Source organism: Flavobacterium sp. 9, from assembly GCF_002754195.1.
Taxonomy (GTDB): Bacteria; Bacteroidota; Bacteroidia; order Flavobacteriales; family Flavobacteriaceae; genus Flavobacterium.
In genome coordinates, this window is the sequence record NZ_PEEU01000001.1 from 163091 (window position 1) to 187582 (window position 24492).

Here is a 24492-nt window from a genome sequence, read left to right on the forward strand (position 1 = left end):
AGTACGCGTATGACACGGATTCGCTTCGCGAAAACGCGGATAAAAACGGATTTTTTTTACTCATAGTGACATGTACAAATACTAAAATTAAAATCTGCGAAAACCCGTTCAATCTGTATAATCTGTGGGCAATTTTCGTAAAATTTATTTAATTGGTCTATCCTCTATTTTTGTTCCCCATTTATTATTGGGTTTTGATCCCATTATAAATTCTAAAACTCCGCCATTATCAATATCTGATTGATTAACAAAGGTTTTACTATAACTTTTACCGTTTAATTTGGCGCTTTGGATATAAATATTTTTATCAGAAACGTTCTTTGCTATAACTTTAAAGATCTTTCCGTCTTTTAATTCAATAGAAGCTTCTTTCAATAATGGCGATCCAATAACATAAATACTGCTTGCAGGATTAACAGGATAAAATCCCATTGCACTAAAAATATACCAAGCCGAAAGTTCACCACAATCATCATTTCCGGAATAACCTGATGAAGTTGTATTGTACATCTTTTTCAAAATCTCTGAAACATATTGTTGCGTTTTCCAAGGTTGACCTGCGTAATTGTATAAATAAGCAATATGATGACTTGGTTCGTTTCCGTGTGCATATTGACCAATGAAACCGGAAGCATTATCATTAACTTCTTCGGGTTTATCTTCTAAGGTGAAAAAAGTATCTAGTTTTTTGGTGAAAGCATTATCTCCACCAACTAAATTTATAAGCCCTTTTACATCTTGAGGAACATACCAAAAGTATTGCCAGCCGTTGCCTTCCGTGAAAGGATATCCACCATTTGCACCGTATTTTAATGGATCGAATGGACCAATCCAATTGCCTTTATCATCTTTGGCTCTGAAGAATCCTATTTGTTTGTCATATAGATTTCTATAAAATTGAGAACGTTTTGTAAAATGATTATAATCATCTGTTTCCCCAAGTTTCTTCGCTAATTCGGCTACACACCAATCATCATAAGCCATTTCTAACGTCAATGAAACCGATTGGGATTTTAGATTCTCCGGAATGTAACCATACTTTTCCCAAATACTAAATGGAGACCCCGGATGTTCACGCGTTGCCGAATTCTTTACGGCTTCAAATGCTGCTTCGGTATCAATTCCCGATAGATTTTTAAGAACAGCGTCAACCACAACCGGAATGGCGTGATTGCCTATCATGCAGTAATTTTCTTGTCCCCACAATTGCCAGATTGGTAAATATCCAAAAGCTTTATAATACGCCAACATGCTATTTACAAAATCAACCGAACGTTCAGGCTGTAAAATCGTGTACAAAGGATGTGCGCCACGATACGTATCCCACAAAGAAAATGTTGAATAATAAGGTTTTGATGAATTTCTGGTCGTAAAATCGGCTGAAGGATAATCTCCGCTAACATCTGATAAAGTATTCGGTTGAATGAAAGTGTGATACAAAGCAGTGTAGAAAATTTGTTTCTGTTCTTCTGTTGCCTCAATTTTTATTTTTCCGAGTTCTTTTTCCCAAATAGCATCAGCAGCATTTACGGTTGCGTTAAAATCCCAATCAGGGATTTCATCCTGAACATTCAAACGTGCATTTTCGATACTGGTTGCTGAGATTCCTACTTTCACCAGAACTTCCTGTTGTTTTGAAGTATCAAAATCTAAAATGGCACGAATTGCATTTCCGTTGACTATTTTGGCATTGTCATAAACATTTCCGCCGTCAGTTACATGATTACGGATTATAGGTTGTGAAAATTCAGCATGAAAAAATACTTTTCGCATTGGTGCCCAACCTGTGATAATTCGGTAACCTTCGATAGTATGATCGTTAGGAAATGAGATTTGTGAAGCAATTATGCGAGTATTCCAATCAGACTTTTTCATCGAATGATCTAAATCAATCACGATATGAGCTTCTTTATTTTTAGGAAAACTGTATTTATGAAAACCTGCATGTGTAGTTGCGGTAAGTTCTGCTTTTATCTGATAATCTAACAATTCTACGCTGTAATAACCGGGTTTAGCTGATTCCTTTTCATGAGAAAATTTAGATTGATACGCATTTTGTCCGGCTTCTTCCTTGACTATTGCACCACTAAATGGCATCAACATGACATCGAATAATTCAGCTACACCAGTTCCGCTTAAATGTGTGTGGCTAAAACCTGCAATGGTTGTATCGTTATAATTATAGCCACAAGCAACACTCCAATCTGGAGTATTGCGGGTATCAGGACTTAATTGCACCATTCCAAACGGAACTGTTGCTCCGGGATAATTATTACCTGAAAGTGGCGATCCGTGTGCTGCTCCAGTGCCAATAAATGGGTTTACGTGCGACGTTATTTTCTCTTTAGTTTGTGCTCCCAGAATTATTGAACTTAGAAATACACCGCAGAATAATATTTTATTTAAAGTCATTGTTTAGAATTAAATTAGTAAAATATGATTTCATTCTTCTATGGAATAGACTCCTGCTTTAGCTGGAGATTAAAAGAATTGATTTAAAAAATGGCTTTAGCCAAAATATTTTAAGATTTCGGCTAAAGCCATATTTGACTCTCACTACAATAACCACCAGCTAAAGCAGGAGGCTATTCAAGTATTAAACCTGACAGATTTTAATCCCGAGGCTTCGGGACTGCCAGGTTTAAATAAATTATAATTTAGAAAATGTAATCTCTTTCATTTCTCCGTTCACTTTCACTTTAACCTTTGTTGGTACAGGAGATAAAACTTCATATTTAGTCACTTTTCCTTTTTCCCATTTGATATTTATTGTAAAGTTTCCTTCAGCTTTAAGTCCTTTTACTTCACCTTGGTTTAACCAAACATCTGGCATTGCAGGCAATAATTCGATAAATCCGGCGTGACTTTGAATCAGCATTTCGCCGATTCCTGCTGTAGCTCCAAAATTTCCGTCAATTTGAAACGGCGGTCCTGCAGAAAGTAAATTTGGATAAACTCCTCCTCCAGCTCCATAATTGATGTTTGTTGCCAATGTTGGTCTAAGAATTGTTTTTAATAATTTGTAAGCTCGGTTTCCTTCTTTCAAACGGGACCAAAACAACATTTTGTAAGCTATAGACCAACTTGGACCATCATCTCCTCTTACTTCAAGAGTTTTCTTAGCTGCTTCTGCAAGTTCCGGAGTGCTTTCTGGCGTAATTAAAGATGCCGGATATAAACCGTATAAATGAGAAACATGACGATGCTGCGGATCTGGTTCTTTATATGGTTTTAACCATTCCTGAATCCTTCCGTCAGGCGAAACTACTCCTGCCGGAGGTAATAATTTTAATCGTTTTTCAAGTTCAATTCTTAGATCATTGTCCAATCCTAATTTTGCAGATGCTGTGATTACGTTATCAAATAATTCACGAACAATCTGATTGTCAATTGTTGGTCCCATACAAACATGAGCGTCCTGTCCGTTTGGTAAGAAAAATGAATTTTCAGGTGATACAGATGGTGAAGTTACCAACCAACCCGTTTCAGGGTCTTTGACCAACATACTATTGTAAAATTGAGCCGCTCCTTTTATAATTGGATAAATTTCGGCCAAATATTCTTTATCATTTGAATATAAATAATGGTTCCATAAATTGTTACATAACCAACCAGAACCCGCTTTTGCAATTCCCCACGAAGCACTTTCTCCAGGTTCTGTAAAGCCCCAAACGTTAGTAATTACGTGCGCTACCCAACCATCGGCATTATAATAAGCTTTGGCTGTTTTTTCTCCGTAAGGAACCATTTCTTTAACCAAATCTTTTAGCGGAAGATTCAATTCTGATAAATTTCCTGTTTCTAATGCCCAATGATTCATCTGAACATTTACGTCAAGATGGTAATCTCCGTTCCATGGTGTTTGTACTTGATGTGCCCATAAACCTTGTAAATTTGGCGGCAACAATCCTACTCTGGTACTGCTAATACTTAAATAACGACCGTATTGGTAAAACAGAACCGGAAGTCCTGTATCTGAATCGGAATCTTTCATAAAAGCATCTAAACGCTCATTTGTAGGCAACGTCTTTTTGCTAGATTTACCAAAATTTAAAGCCACACGATTGAATAACTTTTGATAATTTTCGATATGTGTTTTCTTTTGATCCTGGTATTTCTTTTGCATTGCTAAATCCAAAATTTTATCTACTGAAGATTCGAAGTTTTTATCTTTAAAATCGGTTCCTGCAGAAATAAATAATACTACTTCTGTTGCATTTTTTATTTCGATTATATTGTTAGTGTATAAAACATTTCCGTCTTTTAATTGAGCTTTTACTTTAGCTTCATATTTCATTCCTTTTCCGTCGATTCCATTGTTTAATTGTCCTGACATTAGAAGGGAATTATCGCTGCCATTTACGGTTTTAAAATGTTCTGGTCTGTCTAACTTAACAGTAAAATTCAACTTCCCTTTTTTACTTGAAGTTAATTTGATAAAAGCGGCATCATCACCAAAACCTGCAAAATATTCACGTTTATACGTTACGCCATCAAGTGTAAATTGAGTTGTTGCAATTGCAGTTTGTATATTAAGATTTCTGCTGTAATTTGTAGCTTTTGATTGGGTTTTATAATCAAATTTTAAGGTCATATCGCCTAAAACCTGATAACATCCAAATTGCACATTTGCTCCGTCTCCACTTCCTGAACCCGGACCTGTACAAACAAAATTTTCATTGATTAGCTTTTCGGCATCGCTGTTTTTATTGGCTAAAAGCAATTCTCTGATCTGAGGCAAGAATGTGTATGCTTTATAATTGTTCGCGTCTTGCGAAGATCCGCTCCATAAAGTAATATCGTTAAGAACCAATTTTTCGGTCGCGATTCCTCCATCGGGCATAATTCCCAAACGTCCGTTTCCTAATGGCAATGTTTCTTCCCATTGAGAGGCTGGTTTTGTATACCATAATTCTAATGGATTACTTTGCGAATAGCCCAAAAAAGGCAACATTATAAAAAGTAATGCTTTGTATTTTTTGATATTCATATTTTGTATTTTTTAGCCACAGATCAAATGATTCTTTAATCTTTGACAAATTTATTTAATCGTTTTTACGATGTGTATTAAACCTGACACGTTTGTGTTGAGAATATTTTGGGTCCTAAAAACATACCTACCAGGTTTTGGAAACCTGTTAGGATAAAAATCTTTTTATTTATTATATGGAATCGCTTTTATAACCGGTTTTTCTCCGTTTTTCAAAAGCGTTTCATCAAATTCTATTGTAACTTCTTTGCTTTCTCCTTTTAGTAAAGTAAAATAACTATCACTCACAATTGCCGGTAAAATTTGCGCTCCAGTTTTATCATTTAAAACTTGAATATGAATTCCGAATGCTAATCCTGAAGGACTTGAAACTTTAGATTTGATAACATATTTTCGGTTTTGTTTTACAACTTTACTGGAAACATTTACGTTTGCTTTTGGTAATTTATTCAAATCTGTGAAGTCTTTCATATTAGAACCTCTCCAATAAAAATTTTCACTAACCAATTTGTTTTGAGCATCTTTTAATTTTAATCTAATGAAATGTACCGGACTCAAATCTGAGGTATTTGTATTAGTTTCGGCTCCAAAAATTTTGAAATCATAAAGCGAATATCCCCAGCCTGAACCACGTTTTATACCTAACATTCGGACATAACGAGCTTTTACTTCATCAAACGAAATGGTTTCAAGACCTTGTTTTCCTTCTTTTATAATGCTTGCGTCTGTCCAGTTTTTAGCATCTAAACTTGTTTGAATTTTATATTCTTTTCCGAAGGCATTTTCCCAATTCAGAACCACACGATTTACAACATATTCGTTTTCAAGATCAACATAAATCCATTCGTTATCTGTTGAATTACTTGCCCAACGACTGCTCGAATCTCCATCTGTAACGTCTCTCGTATTTCCGCCATCTGTTGAAGAAGCTGTTACATTTTTCTGAAAAGCCAAATCTTTTTGGTTCGAATAAAACGGAATCACAAAACTCTCTGTCGCTGTATTCGAATACGAATCTACAATTGCATTTTGTTTGAATTTAGCAACTGATTTTCCATCCAAATTATAAACCGTTGCTTCGGCATTTAGATTTTTGAAATCAGTTCCAGTTGCATTGATTACTTTAACCGAATTATTAACTGGATTCCACTGAATGTGTAATGGTTCACAAGCCGATTTTACGCCCCAATATGCTCCTGTCAAATCGTAATAATAATCATAAGTCTGCCAAACCATACTTGGATATGACGATTGACTCATCCAGGTCATAATTCCCGAAGCATCTTCCCACATATGATCTAGCCAGCCTTCGTACATGGCTTTGTTGGTTTCGATATTTAGCAATTGCGCTTTTGTAGTATATTCTTCCAGATTGTTTGGTTTTCCGTAACGTTCTGTTATGCTTTTATCATAATTATCCGGTGAAGCATTAAAGGCTTTTTGTCCAAAGAAATGTTTGTCCCACATATCATTTCGCGGCCACCAATCTTTCTCCGGAATAAATTTCTTGAAACTTTCGATATTAGGAAAAACAGCTGTACCAATTTCAGTTCTTAATCCCCAACCCGGACCATCTCCTGTTCCAACATACGCTGCAGGATATTTGGTGAAATAAAACCTTGGATCTTTATTTCCCCAAAGTCCGCTTCCGCTCAGGTTTCCTGTATTTGAACAAGGCTGATAATATCTGTCATTATTATCGAAAGTTTTGATGTTTTCGGCAATCCAACCGTTAAGCGGAGGTTGAGGAACTCCTTCATTATCTCCACACCAAACGGCTATACTTGCATGATTTCTCACTCGTTTTATTTTCTCGACAACATTGCTATTAAAAACATGAATGTCTAATGGTAAATTAGGATTTGCATTTAACCAAAAATCATCCCAAACCATAATTCCGTATTTGTCGCAAGCTTCATAAAATTCATCATCTGTAGTTGAACCTAACCAGTTACGAATGATGTTGTAATTCATTTCTTTATGAAGTTTTACTTTAAGATCGTATTCATCTCCTCGACAACGAAGCATATATTCGCTCATTCCCCAGTTTCCTCCTTTTAGAAAAACGCGTTTTCCGTTTATCGAAACATGCAAAACGCCGCCTTCTGTATCGTAGGTATATTTTTTAATTCCGAAAGTTACTTTTTGAGCATCTGAAACAACGTCTCCAATTTTAAAAGTAAATTGACAAGTATATAAATTAGGATCTCCGTAACCATTTGGCCACCATAATTTTGGATTCTGAATCGCTAGTTCCGGAAACTGTTCTTTACTTAATTTTATGTTTGTAATAGCATTTGCATCCAAACTTATTTTTTTAGAAAAAGTAATATTTCCAGGCATTATAATTCCTGTCAAAACTCCTTCTTGATTTTGTGCCGAAGAATTTTTTAGATCTACTTTTATTTCAAGATCTGCACGTCCGTTTGATGGCAAATCAGTATGAATCCAAGGATCTATAATTGTAATTTTATTGGTATTACTAAGAAAAACATCATCTGTAATTCCTGAATTTAATCCCGGAACATAAGGCATCCAATCCCAGCCTGCGCTCGAAATATAGGTTGGACTTCCGTAATTATTTAAAGGTTGCTTTGGAATACTCACCAAAATCGCCAACACATTTTTTTCTTTGCGATGCACCAATTTGGTAATATCAAATTTACCGCGTTGCATCATTCCGCTTAAAGTGGCTATTTTTTTTCCGTTAAGGTAAATATCGCCTTCACGATTGATTCCTTCAAAGTTTAGCCAGACAATGTCTTTTGTGAAATTCTCAGGAACTGTAAATTCTGAACGATACCAAAAACTACGATCGTATTTTGATTTATCTACCTGATAAATATTGTCGCCATAATTAGGATCTTTTTCTATTCCGCTTACGACATAAGAATTAAAAATTGTTCCCGGAACAACGGCTTTGACCCAATTTATATCTGAATAATTTGAAGCAAATATTTTAAGACTATCCTGCCCTAATTCTGCTTGTGGTTTTAGCTTCCAAACAATATCAGAAGAGTTTAAACTTACTTTGTTTTGAGAATAAACGCTTAATGATAAAGCATTTAAAACCAATATTATGGTATAAATCTGAATATTAATAAACTTCATGTTGTTGCTTAATTGGTTTACAGATTGTAAACATTAAAAAATAAGAATGCCATTTTGGAATAAGTTTTTTCTAACAGAAAACTCACTTGTACTGTTATTACCTAAATCCAAAATGGCATTACTAATCAAATCGTGATTAACCAAAAATCACGTGACCAAAAAAATAAAAAAATTACATTCAAACTATTTTTAAGGATATTAATATCCTGGATTTTGATTTTCCGGACCAATCTCATCATTTAGCTTAATCTCTCCGATAGGAATAGGATAAAGACTGTGAAAGGTAGCAATTGTACCGTTTTGTTTTGCCCATTTGTTACGAGCCTTTACTAATTCTACTAATTTCCCTGTACGATTAAGATCCATTCTTCTCCAGCCTTCAAAAGCTAATTCACGCATACGTTCATCAAGAATTTGGTCTCTAAATTGCGTTTGAGAAAGTCCGCTCCACTTCATTGCTGCCGGCAATGTTCCTCCAAAAGCTCTTGTACGAACCTGATTTACATATCCTTCAGCTTCTGCTGTATTTCCTAATTCATTTAAACATTCTGCGTAGTTAAGTAACACATCTGAATAACGAATGTATGGTTTGTTTTTTCCTGAATTCCAGAACGATTGCTTTCCTTGTACACGAATATCTTCATATTTTTTAACGTGCGGATCTAACTCATCACCACCAAAACCAGCAGGAAGTGTTGGTGTAACTCCTTTATAAGTAAAATCATAACGAATACTCGCGTCTTTACGCACATCGCCTGGTTCCCATATTCCGCCATCCGTTTTATCTTTATAACAATATTGAGTAGGAAGTATCAAATCATAACCGCCAAAATAAGCATATTGGTCTATATTTGCCAAAACTCTTGAACCTGTTTGCCATTGGATTTGGTTATTATCAGGCCAGTTATTATTATACTGCCATTCATATAAAGATTCTGAAGAATTAGCATGATCCGGGCTAAAAACATCTGCATAATTAGGCAATAAACTATACTTTCCAGATTTAATAACTTCTTCAAACCATTGTTTTCCTTTAGCATAATCACGGTATCCTGAAGCTTCTGGAGCATATAGATATACTTTTCCTAAAAGCGCCTGAGCCACACCTTTTGCAGGAAATGCAGGATTGCTCTGTGTTACAGGAAGTTTTTGAATTGCTCTTTCTAAATCGGCAACTATAGAAGCATACACCAAAGTCAAAGGCTGACGTTTTAAACCATATTCTACCGTTTTTGCTTTATCATTAATCGGTATTTCTCCCCAATATTGTGTAAGCTCAAACATTAATGTTGCTCTTAAAAAACTAGCTTCACCAAGTAAAAGATCACGTTTTGCACTATCGTCTTCGGTATTGGTTCCTAATGCTCTAATAGTTTGTGCAGCTACTTCAATTACTGGCCATCTGTCATTCCACAATTGCCCAATTGCCTGATTTTCCTGACTTAGAAAACCATTGTACAAATCAAGTCCTGCCTGGTTTGCATCTCCGGTTACCTGCAAAGCCCCTTGTTGTGCTTCGTCTGTACCAAGAGAAGTATAAAGTCCTGCACGGTCTTTTTGCATATTCCTCCAATTCGTTATAGCTCCCAAAAGAACAGGTTCTATTTTACCTAAACTGCCATATGCCTGAGCAGCAGTAAGTGAACTTTTAGGCTCTTCATCCAAAAAATCTGAAGAACAGGAAGCTGATAATATTGCTAAGGCCATAAAGGCTATAATTTTTGCTTTCATAAAATAATTTTTAAAATTAATTTGATTAAAGAGATACATTTAATCCCATAACTAACATTCTGGAAATAGGATAAGAATCTCCTCCCTCTGGATCATAACCTTTATATTTAGTTACAATAAATAGATTAGATCCCGTTACATAAAACCTTACATTTTTAAGGAAAACACTTTCTGCAACTTTGTCTTGTAATGTATAAGATAATGTAAGTGCATTTAATCTTAGGAATGAAGCATCTTGTATTGCCTTATCTGTCTCGCCTAAAGAATATCTTCCTCCTCCATAATAAGCTCTTGGAACATCTGTATTGGTATTAGTTGGAGTCCAACGATCCAAAAGGTCTGTATGTGCTGCACTCATTCCTCCTGAGTTCATATAGCTTTCGTAAGTACCACTTGGTCTCTTACCACCTATTGAATATGAAAATACTGCATTTAATGCAAATCCTTTATAATTAAGATCTGTAGAAAAACCACCATAATAATCAGGATTCAAATCTCCAACTACATATCTGTCTTTATCGTTTATTACACCATCGCCATTACGGTCTTTGATTTTAATATCTCCAGCCTGAACAGTTCTACTTCCGTAATTTACTTTAGTAAGATCTTCTCCCGTCTGTGCTATACCATCATATTCAAATACATAAACTGTATTTACTGATTGACCTAAGAAAAAGTTCCCGGTACGTTGGATCTCATTATTACTATAACCACCCAAATTGTATATCTCTGTAGCATCTCCATAAAGTTTTGTAACCTTATTTTTTGCCGATGATATGTTGGCAGAAACATTCCATTTAAAGTCTTTGTTTTTAATAATGTCTCCGCTAAGTTCTAATTCTACACCTTTATTAGTTGTAGCACCAATATTATCCAGTTTATATTTATATCCTGATGAAACCGGCATATTACGCAACATTAAAAGATCGTCATTATTTATATGAAAATAATTAGCACTTGCAGTCAGCCTGTTTTTAAAGAAACCAGCATCTAATCCAACATTAAATTGTTTTTGTTTTTCCCATCTTAAATCAAAATTATCAATATAATTATCAGACACATAAGTCCCTGAATTATTACTAACTTGTGCATTATATAAGGCAAAATATCTGTAAGCATCAACATTTTGATTACCTACCATACCATAACCTACACGAAATTTAAGCTGATTTAATTTTTCAAATCCTGAAAGGAAATTTTCTTTAGCAACATCCCAACTTCCCGCTATTGAAGGAAAGGTTCCCCACTTGTTATTTGGGCCAAATTTAGAAGAACCATCTCTTCTTACTGTACCTGTAATGTTGTATTTACCATCATAAGTATAGTTTGCTCTTGCAAAATAAGATTGGTTTGAATAATCTGTAAAATTCGAGCTTAACTGCGCATTATCCTTTTGATATGCACCTGATAATGCCATATAGGTCAAATCATCACTAACAAATCCGCGAGCTCTTACATCAGTACTATTACCTGAATTACTCATTACAGAAAATCCTCCCATAACACTTACGTCATGCTTTGCAGCAAAAACTTTACTGTAACTTACGGTATTATCCCACTGATAATTGAATTGTGAATATCTATAATGATGAGCTTCTCCATTCATAGAATTTCTAAGCGATTGTCCTGTGTAACTTGGTATGTAATCAAAATTTGCCTGATCTGCAATATCTACAGACAAAGTAGTTCTAATATCAAGACCCTTTACTGGTTTTAAACTTAAAAAATTACTACTTGTAAGTCTGTTACGTGTGCTTGAATTGATGATATCAAGACTTTTTATCGGGTTATAAAGATTCTGGTCAAATACTTCACCATATCTCAGATAAGTAGCTTTAGAGTCTATTGGCAATAGTGGATTTGCTCCCAATGCCACACCAAAAGCACTACCTTCCTGATAATCGCTTTTACTTCTTGAAAAAGTAGTATTTGTACCAAACTGCAGCCATGATTTTAAATCCTGCGTAAGGTTAATTTTTCCATTATATCTTTTAAAATCAGAGTTTTTAAGAAGTCCTTCTTGGTTAACATAATTAAAACTTACAAAATATGTCCCCTTTTCTCCTCCTCCACTAAAACTTAAATTGTGATTAGTCTGAAAACCTGAACGCGTTACCTGATCTAACCAATCATAACTTTTACCCGTTCTGTAAGATTCCAATTCATAAGGCGCAAAAACAGTTGAACCATCTGATTTAATTTGATTAACATAAGCAGCACGATCAGCCCCAGGATGCTCATCCATATAACGATTTGCATAAGCATCAACTCTTAGATCAAATAATTGTTGACCATTCATCAACGGGATAGTTCTTGCAAATTCAGAAACACCCGTCCATGTATCATACTGTATTTTTGCTTCTCCTGATCTTGAACCTTTTTTTGTCGTAATTACAATTACTCCATTAGCAGCTCTTGAACCATATAGTGCAGTGGCAGAAGCGTCCTTAAGAACTTCCAGACTTGCAATATCGTCGGGGTTAATGTTTTCAAAATTGCTGTCAGTAACCAAGCCATCTATTACAAATATTGGGTTACCGCCAAAGTTTAGAGAATTATTTCCTCTAATTCTTATTGAACCTGTCTGACCTGGTACAGCGCTTTGTTGTATATATACACCTGAAGCGCGCCCTTGTAATGCCTGCACAACATTTGGCGTAGGAACCTCTCTAAGTTTATCACCAGAAACACTGCTTACAGCGCCCGATAGATCTCCCTTTTTCATTACGGCTCCAACTATTATAACTTCATTTAATTCCTGAGAGCTTGGTTTTAAAGATGCATTTACAACTGAGCTAGTAGCAGAAATGCTTAGTGGAGTAAATCCGATGAAACTAAATTCTAAAGTTGATCCAGCTTTAACATTTGTCAATTTGTAACTTCCGTCAATGTCAGTTGCGGTAGAATTTTGTGTACCTTTTACTATAACTGTAGCACCTGGCAATGGTAAATTTTCATTATCTGTAACTTTACCGGTGATGGTTTGGGAATAAAGTGTACCGGCGGACATCATAACTACTAAGAAGCATAAGTATCTTATTGCGATTCTCATAATGATTTGGTTTTTAGTTAATAAAATATTGAGTTAGTTTTTTTTTATATTGAGCATTTAAAATATCAGAAGACGAATTGACTTATACTATCCTATACTACAACAATACAAACATACAAATATTTTTATAACATCCAAATTTATGTTTTAAGAATTTGTTATTTTTTTACTGGATTTTTTTCGGCATTTGTATAAATAATAATGTTTAAAAAGAATAAAGGAAAAAAATCAAGAATAAAATAAAGAAATCTCAGACAAAAACTTACAGAATCTCCTTCCTAAACAAAGAAAATAAGCACTTTCATACGATTTCTATAGTAAAATGCACATTTAGAAACAATTCGAAATAAAGGGAAATAAATAGCATAAATTCATGAAATTATTAGCCAAACCATTACTAATAATTCTCGTAAAAGCCTGATTTTATATGTGTAAAAAAGACGCATTGATAAGGGGTTATCGTTCTTAAACCTAACAGGTTTAAAAAAAGATGTGCCTTTAGGCACTAAAGATTGGTAGAAAATATCAATTGGGAATAAATTTAGCGTGCCGTAGGTACGCAACAAAACGTTAATCACGCGCACCTACGGCACGCAAACGGATTTTAAACCATTTTTTTCTACCAATCTTTAGTGCCTAAAGGCACAGATTTTTGGTTCTTTGTTTTTATTTTCTAATCTATGCGGAGACGCACTGCTGTGCGCCTCTACGTTATAATCTTTGTCTTCACACCTAATTTTACCGGTGTTAGATCTAACAGGTTTTAAAAACCTGTTAGGTTTGTATTGAACATAAAAAAAACGTAAAAAAGACGCACTGCTGTGCGCCTCTACGTTAAAATCTTTATCATTTGCAATTACCCTACAACGGATTAAAATCCGTTGCTACAATATAAATCATTCCTCCGGAATTTTATTCAAATACATTCCTTAGAAACAAAACACAAAAAAAGACGCACTGCTGTGCGCCTCTACGTTAAAACCTTTGTCCCTTTGAGCCTTCAAGCCTTTGAACCTTCCTCACGCTATTCCCCATTTTGAGAACAGAATAAAAATACTAATCATACCAATTAAAAGCGCTCCAAAATACCAATAACGGTTTTTCCACGGCGCGAGTCCAACAGATTCAAGTTTGATTTCGGTGTATTTATAATTCGGATAAAACCTTGAAACCACCAACATACATATTGTTGTAAGAACAAATAATATAGCCAGCATATGCAAGTAATGAAGTTTGATATCCAGAATATAATTAAAGATTACATAACTTAAAATAAAGAATATCATTCCGATTCTAGCGGCTTGTGGCGGAACTTTTTTCGATACAAAACCAACGAGAATTATCGTGAAAATTGGCACACAAAACATTCCTCCAAGCTGTTGCAAATACGTATAAAAACCAGCTTTGCTAAACATGATAAACGGAGCCGAAAACATGGCTAAAGCCGAAACAATTATCTCGAATTTGCGTCCCGTATAAACCAAATGTTTCTCTGTAACTTCTTTATTTCTTTTTTCCAACCATGGTTTATAAAGGTTCAAAACAAAGAGCGTACTGCTACTGTTTAAACCCGCATTAAAAGTACTTATTGCAGCGCCTAAAACTACTGCAGCGGTTAAACCAATTAAAAGTGTAGGCAACGTATCTTTTACCACTAATGGAAAAACTTCGGTAGTATTCTCTAAATTTTTATACAAATGAACACCAATAAGTCCAGGAATATTAATAATAAACGGACATAACAATTTTCCTAAACAAGCCAATCCCATTCCTTTTTGACTGTGCGAAAGACTTTTTGCCGAAAGCGCCTGCTGAACAATAAACTGCTCCATTCCCCAATAATACAGGTTCATGATAAACATACCTGTAAAAATCGTACTTAACGGAACTTCATCTGTCGGACTTCCAATAGCGTTGAGATGTTCTTTATTCTGCGAAAGCATGATATGCAAACCCTGAAACCAATCGCCGTGACCAAGAAATTTGAATCCAAAATAAGGAAAAGCGATACCAATGGTCAATAATCCAATGCTTAAAATAGTATCACTTATAGATATTGCGCGCAAACCTCCAAGAACAGAATAAGCACAACCGGTTAACCCGATTACCCAAACCATAATCCAGATATTTTGCCAATACGTTAAGTGCAAAGGTTCTAAGAAATTGAACATTCCGGTTAACGCAACCGCTCCGCCATATAAAACGGCAGGAAGTAAATTAACGATATAACTGCATAAAAATACAATTGAAACCAATCTTTTGGTAGATTGATCGTAGCGTTTTCCTAAATAATCCGGAATCGTCATGGCTCCGGTACGAAAATAAATAGGCAAAAAGTATTCTGCAACCAATAACATTGCCAGCACAGAACTCACGCCCCATGCAATAACGCTCATATTATTGGTGTAAATAGATTCGTTTTCGCCTATAAATTGATTCGCACTTATATTGCTTAACAACAATGCTCCTCCAACTATTAGGAAATTATTGTTGTGATCTGCAAAAAAAAGTCCACTGGTAGTTTGTACCTTTTTTTTACGTGTTTTAATTGCTGAAATTAGGGCAATAAGACCTGTAACTAATATAAAACTGACAATAGACCAAACACTCATAAACTACAGCGAATTTCTGTCAACCAAAACTGTTGGAATAATCTCCTGAATCTTTTTACGATTCAAAACAAAATTTGCCGCTTTTTTTCCCATTTCAGCGAAATCTGTGGAAAAAGTGGTAACTCCGTCAAAAATGATCTCTTTTACAATATCATCATTATGCGAAATAAACCCAATATCTTTCCCAATTTTAAGCCCTTTTACTTTAGAATCTTTTAGCATTTCCCAAAGTTCAAGATTGTGAATCGTGAAATATACTTTCCCTTTTTCAAGAGATCCTGAAACATATTCTTCCTTAATTACACCTTTTATATCATAATCCTTCATGAATTTTTTAAACGAATTTAAAATCTCATCAGGTTCAGCAGACGATGGTTTAAAGAAGAAAATAATCTCATCATACTTCTTAATTTTATCTTTTAACTGCACAAAAGCATTGTATGACGAATCGCCAAACTCTTGTGCAACATAATTATAATCTTCATCAGTATCTATATAACGGTCTACCAACAAAACTCTGTTCGTTGGTAATAATTTCAAAACAGGCGGCGTTTTTACACTCGGAATTGGAGCGATAACAAACATTCCGTATTTTCCTTTTATATTTTGAACAATGCTTTCGAAAGTATCAAAATTATTATGGTGAAAAAAGATATCTAACTGAACGTTTTTTCCAAGACCTTTTCTGAAATTTTCATAAAATGTCTCCTGAAAAATATCAAATGCAAAGATCAATAAAGCCACTTTTAGCTCTTGTTTTACATCATTTGTTGCCACAAAATAACCCAATCGGTTTTTTGATTCGATAATTCCTCTGTGTACAAGTTCTTTATAAGCTTTGGCAATAGTTTCTCTGGCAAAACCTAATTCGCTTATAAAAGTATTTACCGATGGAAGTAAATCACCTTTTGTGACTACCTTTTCATCAATTGCATTAATTATTCCCTGAACCAATTGCTCATGTTTAGAGAAGGAATTTATAGATTCAAGATTTTTTATCTGTTGAATAATTTGCTTCATAAAACGGTTAAATAGGTATTTAATTAGAAATATATTACAAATATATACTAATGTTCGAGATTTAGTTTAGGCCTTAGTAATTTTTAGAACAACACTTGTATTTGAAGAATTTACATTTGGATTAATTCCAACCTGCATTAAAAAATCTCCAGAGTAAGTTACCGTTTCTACCGCAGCTTTTTTATCCGGATAAACATTGATTTCTTCCACTTTATAGTTTTGTCCCGCTTCAAGTCCTTTTAATTTTATCGGAAGATGTGTTCCAGCTTCATATCTTGAATTTACCAAATAGCTAAAAACAACTGCTTCATTACCATTTTTATTCACAAACATTACAGAAGCTGCATCATTACCCCAAGGATTTTGCAAACGATATTGATCTCCTTGCCAGATTGTAGTGCTCAAAGCGCCATAGTTTTTTATCGCTTGTTGCGCATAAGCTAAATCTTTCTCATTTAGATCTTTAACCACAATATCAAAACCTAATCTTCCCATCATGGCAACATCAGTACGGTATTTAATAGGTTGTTTTCCCCAATCTGTAACGTGCGCCGCGATCGTTAAAGCAGGATAAAAATACGAGTATTCCCATTGCATATATACACGCTCCAAAGGATCTGTATTGTCACTTGGCCAAAATTCTGTAAAGTATTTCAAGGCTGCATAATCAACTCTTCCGCCACCACCGGAACAAAGCATCATTGGCACTTTTGGATATTTTACACGAATACGTTCCAGAACTTTGTAAAGTCCGTTTACATAATCTGTATAAAAATTATTTTGTTTGTCTTTCAAATTACTTGAATACGCGTTGTAAATCACCGCATTACAATCCCATTTGATATAAGCTAATTCCGGATTCTCAGTAAAAAGATTGTCTACAACTCCATAAACAAAATCCTGAACTTTTGGATTTGACAAGTCTAAAACCAATTGATTACGGAAATAATGTTCCGCTCTTCCCGGTTGTTTTACAATCCATTCCGGATGTTTTTTGTACAAATCACTCGCAGGATTTACCATTTCAGGCTCAATCCAAATTCCAAATTTTACCTGATTGTCTTTAGCCGTTTTCACTAAAGTTCCAATTCCGTTTGGTAATTTCTTTTTGTTAACGTCCCAATCTCCAAGAGCCGCATCGTCATTGTTACGAGGATAATTGTTTCCGAACCATCCATCGTCCAATAAAAACATATCTACACCCAATTTTTTACTATCAGCGATAAGCACTTTTAATTTGTTTTCGTCAAAATTAAAATAAGTTGCTTCCCAGTTGTTAAGCAATGTCATACGACTTCCTTTTCCGTCTAATATTTTATAATTTCTAGACCAATCGTGCAAATTACGACTTGCATTTCCTTTTCCTTTTGATGATAAAGTGTACCAAAATTTAGGCGTTGTAAAAACTTCATTTTTAGCCAATGAATAAGCTGCAGCAGCATTATTAATACCCGAAATAACACGAAGATTATTTAAAGGATCTAATTCTAAATCAGTTCTGAAATTTCCTGACCATTCCAATCCTGCAAACAAAACTTTTCCTTCGTCTTCTGTAGCAGGTTTATCAAGAGAAACCATAAATACTGAAGGCTGAAATAAATTGGCACGAGAACCTAATTTAGTATCTAAAACTTTAATTCCGTGTGTTAATTTCGTTTCCTCAGGCTGCATTTCTTTTGCCCAATCACCGTGATATTGATTCAAATAGAAATTATTATATCCTTTAAGGTATAAATTTGCCGAAGCATATTTGTTTAAAGTAATATTTGATTTTTCAGAATGCTGAATTGTTGTCCATTGCTCAATCACATCAGTATCATAATACGATTGAATAAACATATGAACCTCAATTGGATATACATTATCTTTAAGCGTAATTTCGGTTTGAGAAATTCCTGTTGCGATCGTTTTTGTAGTATGTTTTACGTATAATAAATCAAGCGAAGTATTTCCGTCTGCGTGCGTTACGGCGATTGCAGGTTCTAATAAATTTTTAGATCCAGATGGCGTATAAGCCGCATTATAAATCCCGGAATAATCTGTTCCCTGACGAAACTGACCCTGAATTTTTACATATTCAAAATCGTTTGCCAATTTTTCTCCTAAATAAATGGTATTCAATTCTTTTCCCGGAGTTACTTGCAAAACAAGTGCATTACTTTTGGTTTTAACCGAGATAATTTCTTGTGCCGTTATTGTGCTGCAATAACTCGTCAGAATAAAAAATGCGATCGTAAAAGACTGCCTTAAAGTTGTAAATTGTTTTTTCATTTTATTATGTGTTATTTTCTTATTTCTTTTCTTGTGTAATTCCTGCCCAAACATCTGTTCTAAAAGATGATGCCGGCAAACCTGATGCATTCGTTAAATTTCCGTCAGGATTATCAGCCCAATTGCAGCGCACCGCAACCGGATTTGTTACGCCTTGAGCAAAAACTTCGACTTTGCCATTTACTATTTTAGCATCCGCCCAATGAAATTTTTGATCAGATCCAGCAATCGAAAATCCTTTTAGCAGATTGTCTCTGGGTTTTATATTTTCATTAAAATCAAAATCAATTGTCACGACATTTTGCTTTATAGAATAAGATTTATAAAGTGGTCCCGAATAATCGATTTTGGTATTATATACTTTTGCCAAAGCTATATTTGCCAATCGACCTCCAACATCTTGCTTGTTTTTTGGGTGAATATCTGCCCCGTTTCCAATATCAGTTGTAACAGCCATTCCCGTATTTGGCAATCTCAAAGCTTTAAATTGTGCTTCTCTTAATTCTGCCCAATCAGAATCTCCTGGTTGTTGTTTTTGTTCTTTATAATTTGCCAATTGAACAAAGAAAAACGGCAAATTTTTATCCTTGAATTTTTCTCTCCAATCGTTTATCAGCAACGGAAATAACTTCTGATATTGATACGCTCTTTCCGCATTACTTTCTCCCTGATACCAGATTACACCTTTTATTTTATAATCTATTATAGGTGAAATCATCGCATTATAAATAGCACTTGGTCTATTTTGGCCTTGAGCCAAATACGGTTTTGCAGGCAAATCTTTACTGTCAACACCAATATTATATTTCCAGTCACCAACCAATGAAATTGTTTCTTTATTTGATTTTAAAGCGATTTTTTCATCGCCATAAACTCCGCCATTTCCAGCTCCGTCAAAAACTCTTATTGTGATTGTATTTTCTCCTTTTTTCAGAAATTTCGCTGGAATTGTATAATGACGTTCAACATTATAACCTTTGGTTTCGCCAATATAGTTTCCGTTTACCCAAATCATATCTTCATCATCTGCATAATAACTTAGACTAAAGTCTACATTATTATCCTGAACTGTAATTTTTTTTCTAAACCAAACTACTCCATCAAAATTGCCTAATCCATTAGTATCAAAAAAAGAAGGAAGTTTCATTATTTTCCAAGTCGAATCATCCAAATTGGATGTTGCCCAAATTGCTTTTTCTTCAGAAAATCCTTTATCCGAAGCTGTCAAATTCTTTTCCCAAACCGCCATATCAGCATTATATTTTTGCAGTAATGCAGCGTTATCAGTTTCAGATTTCATGGCTTTAATTTCCGTATCAAAATCATGAATTGTCGTTAACGCTCCAGAACTTGTCCAGGCTTCGATAAGCGTTCCTCCCCAAGAAGAATGAATTAACCCTATAGGAATCTTTTTTTCGTTGTAAATCTTTCTGGCAAAAAAATAAGCTGTTGCGCTAAAATCTGCAATAGTTTTTGGATCGCAAACATTCCAGCCATCGTGTTGTACTTTTAAGGTACTTAATGGTAAAGTACTTTCTATATGTTCAGCCTGCAATAATCGTATTTGAGGATAATTTGCGTTTTCAATTTCTTCCTTATAATTATTGATTTTTCCCCAACCTTCCAGAGGCATTTCCATATTACTTTGTCCGGAACACAACCAAACTTCACCAATCAAAACATTATTAAGCGTTTTTACAGATCCATCATTTATTGTAATTGTATAAGGTCCGCCATAAATGGGAGTTTTTAAAATCACTTTCCATTTACCATTTTCTACCTTAGAACTATATGATTTTTTATCCCAGGAAGTTATAATAGTTACCGATTTTCCGTCACTTTCTCCCCAAAACGGAACTGCACTTTTTTGTTGCAATACCATATTATCTGTAAAGAAAGATGGTAATGATACCGTAGCATTAACGCTATTTAACGATAGAATAAACAATGCTAATACAAGCATCATATTCTTAAAAAGATGTTTTTTCAGCTGCATTTTATTAGTGATTTATAACTTTATACAAATGCGCATCTTTAGCGCCAAGAGTGACTTTTATAACATTGTTTTTTACGTCAATATTTTCAGAAGTAAAAAGATCCTGCAATTTATAATTACCGTTTTTTATCCCTAATCTTTCCAAAGGAAGTTCATAATTTTTACTTGAAGCGCCATAATTTAAAACTGCGATATACCAATCATTACCAATTTTTTGTTCGAAAACTTCAGTAGTTAATTTTCCGGTATTTCCTTCTACAGGACGGAATGCAACTCCATTTGCAACAATTTTTAAAAGCTCTTTATTCTGAAGCCATTCCTTAGCACGTTTGCTCCAGATTCCATCTTTGCTATAATCATCACCAGTAATCAAAGTTCCGGTAATAACCGCCGAAATTAATCTCGCACGATTTTCGCCTTCTGTAACATCTGCAAAAACCACGTGATCAGCATCAATATAATCGTAAGCATACGTTTGCCACCAACCATAATTAACACTATTTAAGGTATATTGTGTTTGCTCAATTGTTTTCCAGGCATCGCACGCAATACGACGAACGTGTGCATAACGAGAAGTTGCCATATTTGGAGAAATCGCAGCATAAATAAGCATTTGTCCGTCAAGAGCTTTTACTAAATGCTCCATTCCTACTTTGTAAGCTTGCATTCCAGTCGTAACATTTTTATCATAAAACGAAGTAGATTCCGCAGCAGCGTGACCTAAAAAGTCGATTTTAATCATTTTAAAACCGCACGCTTTTAGTTTATTAATCACATAATCAACACGCTTAAGCGTTCCCGGATGCGTAGGATCAATGGCACGAGCGCCATCAAAATCAAAATAAGTATTTCCGGTTTTTGTCCACATTTCACCAAAAGTATAATCACTTCCTTCGGCTTTTCGATTTGGACCATCTTTCCAACCCCAATCTGTAAAAGGTGCCCAATATGCTCCCGGTTCCAGACCTTTGCTTTTGCAATAATCTGCAAACTCTTTTAATTTACTAAAATCTCCGGTAAATCCACCTTTAACCATATTATCCCAAAAAGAATCTAAATCGATAAAAGCGGTATTTCCAACACGAAATTGCGGAATTGAATTGGCAAAGAAATCTGCCACTTTAGTCGTATTATCATAATTGATTTTTTCCATCAAAACGCCCCAACTATTCCATCCAACCGGAGTTGGTTTATCCCACGCAAAGACAAAAGGTTTCTCGACAATGCGATTCGTTTTGGCATATTCTTCCATTCCGTTTCTCCAATCAGAATAATATCCAACAAAGAATTTTGGAGACGAAACTTTATCGCCTTTTACAATTCCGTGTGCAATACTATCACGTGTAGTTTCTTTTTCTGAATATCCTGCCCAAGCAGAAAATAACGGTTCCTTATCTTTATTGATCGTTTTTACAGCACTTTTCCAAACCGTATGTTCAAGAGAACCAACGATAAAACCATTTCGCGAAGTATTATTAAAAAGAATCCCAACTTCTGCACTTGTATTTTGAGAAACTGCATCTAGTTTTTTCGAATCATAACTTATAAAAGCGTCATTATCATATGGAACAAAAACAGTTTGCAGATTTTCGATTTTGTCAAAGCCAACTTTTCCTAAATCTAATGGCGAAATATAATTGGTTACAATTTGATTTCCGTTGCCTAAAATTTCAGTTTGAGTTATAAAGTATGACTGATTGTTATAAGTTATAAAACTCTGGATTATCGTTGGATTATTTTTATCTTTATATGTAAGCGTATATTTTAAACCTTTCCCTAAATTGTCATTAATCGTTTCTTTTGATAAAACAGCTTCCGGATAATCGCTCACAGAAATTGTTTTACCATTCACAATAACCGAAGCTTTTGCTCCAGAAAAAATGTTTTTTCCGGATTGACTTACGGCAATTGTTTTTTGTTGAACATCATAAGTAATAATTCCGCTTTTGCCATAAGTCATTTTGATGCTCTTTTGAGCTTGCGCCGAATTGCAAAAAATGACCATAAATAAAACGGACAAAAACATGTTTTTTAACAGGAAATGATACTGTCTCATTAAATAAAGTTTTGGTTATTATACTATTCTATACTACAATAATACAAATTATAATTTATTCTGCAAGAACTTCAAAAAAAAATGTTCGCCAGTTCTTTTAAAAACCATGCTAAACATCACGGAATCAGCTATTTTAAAATTTTAATAATATTACACTTTTTTAGTCAAATAGTCAATTTGACAATAATTCTTTTTAAAGATATCCTAAAAGTTTAGTAAACACATAGATTGTGTCTTTAAAATTTTAACGCCACAGATTAATGGATTAAAATGATATAATTTATGGAGTTATTTTAATCCGTAGAATATAAATTATTTGCATAACGCTAAAATATATCGCTCCCCAGGAGCTTTGATCCTATTGTGTGCAAATATTCTATAAATATAATGCCCCTCTGGAGCATATCTTAGTGAATATTTATTGCTATGATATTATGCTTTCCGTAACTGTTGAACAAAGGAATAAAAATCCCATAGGGATGTTATATTTATAGAAAAATTTATATTTTATCGCATTAGAACCCCATCGGGGTGAAATTATAATTGCCTCCAGCTTTAGCTGGAGGTATAAAACAAACACAAAGATTTGGCTTTAGCCGAATTTCTTCATTATTTGGCTAAAGCCATTTGTTATCAATTCTTCAAACTCCAGCTAAAGCTGGAGCCTATTTACTAACTTTTACACATAAAAAAAGGAGCATTAAAACTCCTATTCTACTTTATAACGACAATCGATAAAGTCAAAACTTATCCATTTTTCAAATGTTTTGCTCTCAATCTGCTTAGAAACTCGGGCGTGATTCCTAAATAAGAAGCAATATATTGTTGCGAAACCCGTTGCGATAATGTTGGATATCGATTCACAAATTCTACATATTGTTCCATTGCCGTTGAAGAAACGGTTTTGAACAAGCGCTTTTGCAATTTCGATAAATGCCTTTGAATCATTAACCTAAACATACGCTCTAATTGCGGAACTTCATTGATTAAATTTTCTTTCGTTTGACGACTTAAAACCAGTAACTCACAATCTTCAAGCGTTTCAATATACATATCACTTGGCACCTGATCCTCAAAACTCGTAATATCACTTACCCACCAATCTTCGGTTGCAAATTGCAGTGTCAGTTCTATTCCGTCGCGATCAACGAAATATTCTCTTATGCAACCTTTATTTATATAAGCTTCAAAATTGCAGATTTCACCTGCATGTAATAAAATTGTTTTCTTAGGAACTTTTCTAAACTCCAGACTGTTTTCAAAAATTTTAATCTCTTGTTCTGATAGTCTGGCAAATCTGGAAAGATAATCGTGTATTTTCTCAAACATCTTTAAAACTTGTTTAGTAGGATTGCTTTTGGTAACAAGTCGTAAATATAAGATGTATTTATTTAAAGTGTTTGTTGCGATTGTTTTTATCAACGTTAATTTATAGACAACGAATATCCGTAGTGGCTCACAATATTAATCTATCGACAACGAATATCCGTAGAGGCGCACAGCAGTGCGTCTCCGCATAAATTATACACAAAAATTACGCCCTAAAATGTGCCTCTAGGCACATATCATCGGTAGAAAAAAAAATGGCGCAAAATTCGTTGGCGTGCCGTAGGTACGCATGATTAACGTTTTGATGCGTACCTACGGCACGCT

At 34.5% G+C, this 24492-nt stretch carries 11 protein-coding genes; all 11 read right to left on the reverse strand.

Features of this window, described 5'->3' with window-relative positions:
* Nucleotides 1-144: 144 nt before the first annotated feature.
* The 11 genes from CLU81_RS00690 to CLU81_RS00740 all read right to left on the reverse strand — a co-directional run bounded on the left by CLU81_RS00690 (nucleotide 145) and on the right by CLU81_RS00740 (nucleotide 24168).
* Entirely contained in the window at nucleotides 145-2412 is a 2268-nt protein-coding gene (locus tag CLU81_RS00690) for a GH92 family glycosyl hydrolase (RefSeq protein ID WP_099708066.1), read from the reverse strand.
* A gap of 238 nt (nucleotides 2413-2650) precedes the next feature.
* Nucleotides 2651-4990, reverse strand: coding sequence for a glycoside hydrolase N-terminal domain-containing protein (locus tag CLU81_RS00695; RefSeq protein WP_099708067.1), 2340 nt, complete (start codon nucleotides 4988-4990; stop codon nucleotides 2651-2653).
* Nucleotides 4991-5155: 165 nt separating this feature from the next.
* Nucleotides 5156-8101 (reverse strand): discoidin domain-containing protein, encoded by a 2946-nt coding sequence (locus CLU81_RS00700; RefSeq protein ID WP_099708068.1) that lies wholly within the window; start codon nucleotides 8099-8101, stop codon nucleotides 5156-5158.
* A 198-nt stretch (nucleotides 8102-8299) separates the two neighbouring features.
* On the reverse strand, nucleotides 8300-9832 hold the full coding sequence (locus CLU81_RS00705; RefSeq protein WP_099712623.1) for a RagB/SusD family nutrient uptake outer membrane protein: 1533 nt from the start codon (nucleotides 9830-9832) through the stop codon (nucleotides 8300-8302).
* Between the two features lie 25 nt (nucleotides 9833-9857).
* Entirely contained in the window at nucleotides 9858-12884 is a 3027-nt protein-coding gene (locus CLU81_RS00710; protein ID WP_099708069.1) for a TonB-dependent receptor, read from the reverse strand.
* A gap of 1019 nt (nucleotides 12885-13903) precedes the next feature.
* Nucleotides 13904-15496, reverse strand: a complete 1593-nt coding sequence (locus CLU81_RS00715; RefSeq protein ID WP_099708070.1) for a solute:sodium symporter family transporter — start codon at nucleotides 15494-15496, stop codon at nucleotides 13904-13906.
* A 3-nt stretch (nucleotides 15497-15499) separates the two neighbouring features.
* A complete protein-coding gene (locus tag CLU81_RS00720) occupies nucleotides 15500-16516 on the reverse strand; it encodes a GntR family transcriptional regulator (RefSeq protein WP_099708071.1) in 1017 nt (338 codons plus the stop codon).
* A gap of 66 nt (nucleotides 16517-16582) precedes the next feature.
* On the reverse strand, nucleotides 16583-18787 hold the full coding sequence (locus CLU81_RS00725) for an alpha-galactosidase (RefSeq protein WP_099712624.1): 2205 nt from the start codon (nucleotides 18785-18787) through the stop codon (nucleotides 16583-16585).
* 19 nt (nucleotides 18788-18806) lie between these two features.
* A complete protein-coding gene (locus CLU81_RS00730; RefSeq protein ID WP_233209624.1) occupies nucleotides 18807-20783 on the reverse strand; it encodes a sialate O-acetylesterase in 1977 nt (658 codons plus the stop codon).
* A gap of 4 nt (nucleotides 20784-20787) precedes the next feature.
* Entirely contained in the window at nucleotides 20788-22743 is a 1956-nt protein-coding gene (locus tag CLU81_RS00735; RefSeq protein WP_233209625.1) for an alpha-galactosidase, read from the reverse strand.
* Nucleotides 22744-23586: 843 nt separating this feature from the next.
* Nucleotides 23587-24168 (reverse strand): Crp/Fnr family transcriptional regulator, encoded by a 582-nt coding sequence (locus CLU81_RS00740; protein WP_099708073.1) that lies wholly within the window; start codon nucleotides 24166-24168, stop codon nucleotides 23587-23589.
* Nucleotides 24169-24492: the final 324 nt, after the last annotated feature.